Genomic DNA, 6,950 nt, shown 5'->3' with positions numbered 1-6,950 from the left:
ACCCGGAAGCTAAGCCTCACAGCGCCGATGGTACTGCAGGGGGGACCCTGTGGGAGAGTAGGACGCCGCCGAACAATCATTCCAAAGAACCCCCCCGGTCCGTAAGGACCGGGGGGTTCTTTGCGTTTCCAGGGCAGACCCGGAAACGTGGAATTGCAGTGCGGAACCGGGCCGGGGGACTACAGGGCGAGCTTGAACCCGAGGTGCGAGGGGACGAAGCCGAGGCGCTCGTAGAAGCGGTGGGCGTCGGTCCGGGTCGCGTCCGAGGTGAGCTGGACGAGGTCGGAGCCGAGCTCGCGGGAGCGGTCGATCGCCCACCGGATCAGGTCGGTGCCGAGGCCGGTGCCGCGCTCGTCCGCGTGGATCCGGACGGCCTCGATGATGGTGCGGGTGGAGCCCTTGCGGGAGAGCCCGGGCACCACCGTCAGCTGGAGCGTTCCGATGGTCCGGCCGGCCCGCTCGGCGACCACGAGGTGCTGGTGCGGGTCGGCGTCGATCCGGGCGAAGGCCGTCCGGTAGGGGGAGAGGTCGTCGGGGCTCTCGCGGGCGGCGCCCAGGGGGTCGTCGGCGAGCATGGCCACTATCGCCGGCAGGTCGTCGGTGGTGGCGCGGCGGATCGTCAGGTCGTTCATGATCACAGCCTAGGCGAGCCCCTGGGGCGCGGAGGGGCTCGTCCGGGGCTCGGGTCCGTTCTCTGCCCGCCCCGCGCGCCCGCGGGGCCCGCCTGGGCCCGTCAGAGGCCGCCGAGGGGCCGCCGAGGGGGCCGCTCCGGTGTGCCCGAGGGGTGGAGCGGCGAGGTGATCCGGCGTCACTCGCCGGGCAGCGCGCTGGTGATGACGGCGAAGACCGCCCCGTGCGGGTCGAGGAGCTGGGCCAGTCGGCCGACACCGTGCACGTCCATCGCGGGGATGCGGACGGTCGCGCCCAGCTGGCCGGCCAGGGCGAGGGCGGCGTCCACGTTGGCGACCTCGAAGTAGGGGAGCCAGTGCGAGCCGGTGCCCGCGGCCGTCTGCTCGGGGCCGAGCTGCATGATGCCGCCGTGGGCGTCGTCGGTACCGCCGCCGGCCGGGGTGAGGACGGTGTACGTCACCTCGCCGAGCGGGACGTCCTGCTCCTGCCAGCCGAAGACGCCGCGGTAGAACTCCTTGGCCGCGTCGGCGTCGACGCTGTAGCACTCGGCCCAGCAGAAGGTGCCCTGATCGGTGACGGTGTCCAGGCCGCGGGTGGCGTGCGGCTGCCAGACGGCGAACTCGGCGCCGGTGGGGTCGCGGTAACCGGCCATCCGGCCGCTGTTGAAGACGTCGAACGGGGCGAACCGGACGGTGCCGCCGCCGGCTTCGACGAGCGCGGTGGTCCGGTCGGCGTCGGGGGTGTTGAAGTAGATCGTCCACCCGGGGCGGTCCGCGTTCTCGTTGAGCGGTCCGAGGGCGGCGACCGTGCGGCCGTCCTGCTGGAAGAAGCCGTAGCCGCCCCCTTCGGGCCCCGCCGTGGCGAAGGTCCAGCCGAACACGGTGTTGTAGAAGACCGCGGACGCGGCGATGTCCGGGCTGGCGAGGTCGAGCCAGTTCGGGGAGCCGGGGGTGAAGGCGGTGCTCAGCATGGTGGCGGTGCTCCTTGAACGGGCCCGTCGCGGCGGGGCACGGGCGGTGTCGGCGCCCCCCGCTGCCCTCCAGCCTGGCATCAGGACGCCCGGTGTCGCACCCGGGCGGTACGGTGCGTAGCGAAACTGCACCCGCACTGATAAGGGGGGCCCGGTGGCCAGGCAGGCGCAGGCGGACCAGCCGCCGCTGCCGCGCCAGCTCGCTCAGGTCGAGGGCGTGCTGGAGCGGATCACCTATGCCAACGAGGAGACGGGCTACACCGTCGCCCGGGTGGACACCGGGCGCGGTGCGAACGACCTGCTGACGGTGGTGGGCGCGCTGCTGGGGGCGCAGCCGGGGGAGTCGCTGCGGCTCCACGGGCGGTGGGGGTCGCACCCGCAGTACGGCAAGCAGTTCGTGGTGGAGAACTACACGACGGTGCTGCCCGCGACGATCCAGGGCATCCAGCGCTACCTCGGCTCGGGGCTCATCAAGGGGATCGGGCCGCGGTTCGCGGAGCGGATCGTGGAGCGGTTCGGGGTGGACACCCTGGAGGTGATCGAGAACGAGCCGGGCCGGTTGATCGAGGTGCCGGGGCTCGGGCCGAAGCGCACCAAGAAGATCGCGGCGGCCTGGGAGGAGCAGAAGTCCATCAAGGAGGTGATGGTCTTCCTGCAGGGGGTCGGCGTGTCGACGTCGCTCGCGGTGCGGATCTACAAGCAGTACGGGGACGGCTCGATCGGGGTGGTCAAGAACGAGCCGTACCGGCTGGCGTCGGACGTCTGGGGCATCGGCTTCCTGACGGCGGACCGGATCGCGCAGGCGGTGGGCATCCCGCACGACAGTCCGGAGCGGGTGAAGGCGGGCCTGCAGTACGCGCTGTCGCAGAGCAGCGACCAGGGGCACTGCTACCTGCCCGAGGAGCGGCTGATCGCGGACGGGGTGAAGCTGCTCCAGGTGGACGTCGGGCTGGTGATCGACTGCCTGGCGGAGCTGGTGGCCGCGGAGGGGGTGGTGCGCGAAGCGGTGCCGGGGGAGGCGGGGGAGCCGATCACCGCCGTGTACCTGGTGCCCTTCCACCGGGCCGAGATCTCGCTGGCCAACCAGCTGTTGCGGCTGCTGCGTTCGGAGTCGGACCGGATGCCGTGGTTCGCGGACGTGGACTGGCCGGCGGCGCTCGGCTGGCTGGCGAAGCGGACGGGGGCGGAGCTGGCTCCGGAGCAGGAGCAGTCGGTGCGGTTGGCCCTGACGGAGAAGGTGGCGGTGTTGACGGGCGGTCCGGGCTGCGGCAAGTCGTTCACGGTGAAGTCGATCGTGACGCTGGCGCTGGCGAAGCGGGCGAAGGTCGTCCTGGCGGCGCCGACCGGCCGGGCGGCGAAGCGGCTGGCGGAGCTGACCGGGGTGGAGGCCTCGACGGTGCACCGGCTGCTGGAGCTGAGGCCGGGCGGGGACGCGGCCTACGACCGGGACCGCCCGCTGGACGCCGACCTGGTGGTGGTCGACGAGGCCTCGATGCTGGACCTCATCCTGGCGAACAAGCTGGTCAAGGCGGTGGCGCCGGGGGCGCACCTGCTGTTCGTGGGGGACGTGGACCAGCTGCCGTCGGTGGGCGCCGGCGAGGTGCTGCGGGACCTGCTGGCGGACGGCGGCCCGATCCCCTCGGTGCGGCTGACCAGGATCTTCCGGCAGGCGGCGCAGTCGGGCGTGGTGACCAACGCGCACCGGATCAACGAGGGCCTGCCGCCGTTGACGGAGGGCCTGCCGGACTTCTTCCTGTTCGTGGAGGACGACGCCGAGCAGGCGGCCGGGCTGACGGTGGACGTGGTGGCGCGGCGGATCCCGCAGCGCTTCGGGTACGACGCGCGCCGGGACGTCCAGGTGCTGGCGCCGATGCACCGGGGGCCGGCGGGCGCGGGGAACCTGAACACGTTGCTGCAGGCGGCGGTGACGCCGGCCCGGGAGGGGCTGGCGGAGCGCCGGTTCGGCGGCCGGACGTTCCGGGTGGGGGACAAGGTCACCCAGGTCCGCAACAACTACGACAAGGGGCGCAACGGGGTCTTCAACGGCACGGTGGGAGTGGTGACCTCACTGAGCGTGGACGACCAGCGGTTGACGGTGGTCACCGACGAGGACGAGGAGGTGCCGTACGACTTCGACGAGCTGGACGAGTTGGCGCACGCGTACGCGGTGACGATCCACCGGTCGCAGGGGAGCGAGTACCCAGTGGTGGTGATTCCGGTCACCACGTCCGCCTGGACGATGCTCCAGCGGAACCTGCTCTACACCGCCGTGACCAGGGCGCGGAAACTCGTAGTGCTGGTGGGGTCACGGAAGGCGATCGGACAGGCCGTTCGCACGGTCAGCGCAGGTAGGAGGCACGCCGCGCTGGATCATCGGCTGGCGACTGGATGATTCTCCAACGGATGGTTGCCTCTATTGTTCTCTTGACGTGAAGAGATTTACGGCAGAGCCTGGAGTGGTGCCGATCTTGTCCGGTTCGTACCGGCTGCGGCGGCAGGTTTTGTAGGGGCGGTCCCTTTCGGGCCACCCCGGGTGCGCGGCTGTCCGCCAGATGGGGGATGGTAGAGGCAGTCAGGGCACCTTGGAAGAGGATTCATTTCGTCGGTGAGGAAGACGTGAGCGACAACTCGGTAGTACTGCGGTACCAGGACGGCGAGTACGAGTACCCCGTCGTCGAGAGCACTGCGGGCAACGCCGGCTTCGACATCTCGAAGCTGCTCCCGCAGACCGGCCTGGTCACCCTGGACAACGGCTTCGGTAACACCGCCGCGTACAAGTCCGCGATCACCTTCGTGGACGGTGACAACGGCATCCTGCGGTACCGCGGCTACCCGATCGAGCAGCTCGCCGAGCAGGGCAGCTTCATCGAGACCGCGTACCTCCTGATCAACGGTGAGCTGCCGACCGCGGACCAGCTGTCGGAGTTCAACCGCGAGATCACCCAGCACACCCTGCTGCACGAGGACGTCAAGCGCTTCTACCAGGGCTTCCCGCGCGACGCCCACCCGATGGCGATGCTGTCCTCGGTCGTCGGCGCGCTGTCCACCTTCTACCAGGACAGCCACAACCCCTTCGACGCCGCCCAGCGTCACCTGTCGACGGTCCGCCTGCTGGCGAAGCTGCCGACGATCGCGGCCTACGCGTACAAGAAGTCGGTCGGCCAGCCGTTCGTCTACCCGCGCAACGACCTGAGCTACGTCGAGAACTTCCTGCGGATGACCTTCGCCGTCCCCGCCGAGGACTACGAGCTCAACCCGGTCGTCGTGAACGCGCTGGACAAGCTGCTGATCCTGCACGCGGACCACGAGCAGAACTGCTCGACCTCCACCGTCCGCCTGGTGGGTTCCAGCCACGCGAACCAGTTCGCCTCGATCTCGGCCGGCATCTCGGCGCTCTGGGGCCCGCTGCACGGCGGCGCGAACCAGGCCGTGCTGGAGATGCTGGAGAGCATCCAGAAGGACGGCGGCGACGTCGACGCGTTCATTCGCAAGGTGAAGAACCGCGAGGACGGCGTCAAGCTGATGGGCTTCGGCCACCGCGTGTACAAGGCGTTCGACCCGCGCGCCGCGCAGGTCAAGCTGCTGGCGCACGAGGTGCTCGGCCAGCTCGGCAAGTCCGACGAGCTGCTCGACATCGCGCTCAAGCTGGAGGAGCACGCGCTCCAGGACGACTTCTTCGTCTCGCGCAAGCTCTACCCGAACGTGGACTTCTACACCGGCCTGATCTACCGCGCCATGGGCTTCCCGACCAGCATGTTCACCGTGCTGTTCGCCCTCGGCCGGCTGCCGGGCTGGATCGCCCACTGGCACGAGATGATCAACGACCCGACCAGCCGGATCGGCCGTCCGCGCCAGATCTACACCGGCACCGCGATCCGCGACTACGTGGGCCTCGAAGCCCGCTGACGCAGGACCTGAAAGGGCCCGGCCGCTTCACGCGGCCGGGCCCTTCACCGTCCCGCACGAGGGTGGGAGAGGTACAGCGCACGACTCCGGGGCGGCCGCAGCCGGGGACGGCCGCTCAAAGCGTCCCAGGCCCGCCACACCCCGGCGTCGTGCGCGAAGGCCGCCAACCGTCGGCGACCGTCCCGGGGCCCGCCGGAGCCCCGTCGGCGGCAGTGGTGGCCGTGCGGCGACGTGATGCCGTTCGCCACGTCTCCGCCCACCGAAAAACTGCCGCACTACCAACCTAAGACGTATCAGGGTGCGAGAAGTTACGCCCGGGGGGTGTGAGCTGCCTCTCGCCACGCTCCGTGTGCGGGTTGTGGCCCGCCCATATCACACCTCCCGGCGGCGGCTACGTCACCCTCCCCGCAGTCACGGCAACCGAGCGTGATAGGAATCGTGGCATTCCGGTACGGACCGCCCCGCACCCTCGCAGCGTGGCGGCGGAACTGGGGAGGGAGTGCGCAGATGGCCAGGAACGTCGTCGTCACCGGTGGTGGCACGGGTATCGGGTACGAAGTGGCGCGGCGGTTCGCCGAGGCGGGCGAACGGGTGGTGATCGTCGGCCGTCGGCGGGCGGTGCTCGAACGGGCCGCGGCCGACCTCGGACCGAACGTCACCCCACTGGTCCGCGACCTCGCCGACCCCGACGACGTCGAGGCGGCGCTGGGTGAACTGCCGGAGCGGATCGACGTGCTGGTGAACAACGCCGGCAGCCGGGAGACCGTGATCGGTGGCGGGCCGCACGCCCTGCTGGCCCGCTGGCGCGGCGACTTCGAGCGCAATGTGCTGACCGTGGTGCTGCTGACCGAGTCCATCCGCGACCGGCTCACCCCGGGCTCGGGCCGGGTGGTCACGGTCAGCTCGATCGCCGCCCTGAGCGGCGCCGGCTCGTACGGGGCCGCCAAGGCCTCGCTGCACGCCTGGAACCACTTCCTGGCCGCGCAGCTCGGCACCTCGGGGATCACGGCCAACATCGTCGCCCCGGGCACCGTGGCGGGCACCGAGTTCTTCGGCCCCCGGCTGGACGAGGCCGAGGTGTCCCGCCGCGCGGCCCGGACGCTGCTCGGCCGGATCGGCGAGGCGGGCGAGGTGGCCGCGGCGGTCTACTTCCTGGCCTCGGCGGAGGCCGGCTTCATCACCGGCGAGATCATGCACTGCAACGGCGGCGAGCTGCTCGGGCGCTGACCGCTCCGGGAGACGCCGAGGGCCCGCCACCGCACGCGCGGTGGCGGGCCCTCGGCGTTGCGGGGGTGCGGTCTCAGGGCCGGTCGGTGGGCTGGAACCGGCGCAGCCGGAGGCTGTTGGTGACCACGAAGACGGAGGAGAAGGCCATGGTGGCGCCGGCGATCATGGGGTTCAGGAGGCCGGTGGCGGCGAGGGGGAGGGCGGCGAGGTTGTAGCC

General features: G+C 71.0%; 5 protein-coding genes. 3 read left to right on the top strand and 2 right to left on the bottom strand.

Features of this window, described 5'->3' with window-relative positions; genetic code table 11:
- Positions 1–179 precede the first annotated feature (179 nt).
- Positions 180–632 (bottom strand): GNAT family N-acetyltransferase, encoded by a 453-nt coding sequence (locus ABZ495_RS36530; RefSeq protein WP_359840282.1) that lies wholly within the window; start codon positions 630–632, stop codon positions 180–182.
- 176 nt (positions 633–808) lie between these two features.
- Positions 809–1,600: a VOC family protein gene (locus tag ABZ495_RS36525; protein WP_329489903.1), complete on the bottom strand. Its 792-nt coding sequence runs from the start codon at positions 1,598–1,600 to the stop codon at positions 809–811.
- A gap of 154 nt (positions 1,601–1,754) precedes the next feature.
- Between ABZ495_RS36525 and ABZ495_RS36520 the strand changes: the two genes are divergently transcribed.
- The 3 genes from ABZ495_RS36520 to ABZ495_RS36510 all read left to right on the top strand — a co-directional run bounded on the left by ABZ495_RS36520 (position 1,755) and on the right by ABZ495_RS36510 (position 6,733).
- Positions 1,755–3,992 carry an ATP-dependent RecD-like DNA helicase gene (locus tag ABZ495_RS36520; RefSeq protein ID WP_359812246.1) on the top strand — a complete coding sequence of 746 codons (2,238 nt, stop codon included), beginning with the start codon at positions 1,755–1,757 and terminating at the stop codon, positions 3,990–3,992.
- A gap of 224 nt (positions 3,993–4,216) precedes the next feature.
- Positions 4,217–5,506: a citrate synthase gene (locus tag ABZ495_RS36515; protein ID WP_329489905.1), complete on the top strand. Its 1,290-nt coding sequence runs from the start codon at positions 4,217–4,219 to the stop codon at positions 5,504–5,506.
- A 507-nt stretch (positions 5,507–6,013) separates the two neighbouring features.
- Positions 6,014–6,733, top strand: coding sequence for an SDR family oxidoreductase (locus ABZ495_RS36510; protein WP_329489906.1), 720 nt, complete (start codon positions 6,014–6,016; stop codon positions 6,731–6,733).
- Positions 6,734–6,950 lie beyond the last annotated feature (217 nt).

The sequence above is a fragment of the Kitasatospora sp. NPDC005748 genome, from assembly GCF_040630735.1.
In the GTDB taxonomy this organism is placed as follows: Bacteria; Actinomycetota; Actinomycetes; order Streptomycetales; family Streptomycetaceae; genus Kitasatospora.
Note: the sequence above shows the minus strand (reverse complement) of the source record. Positions and strands in the feature narration are given on the sequence as shown.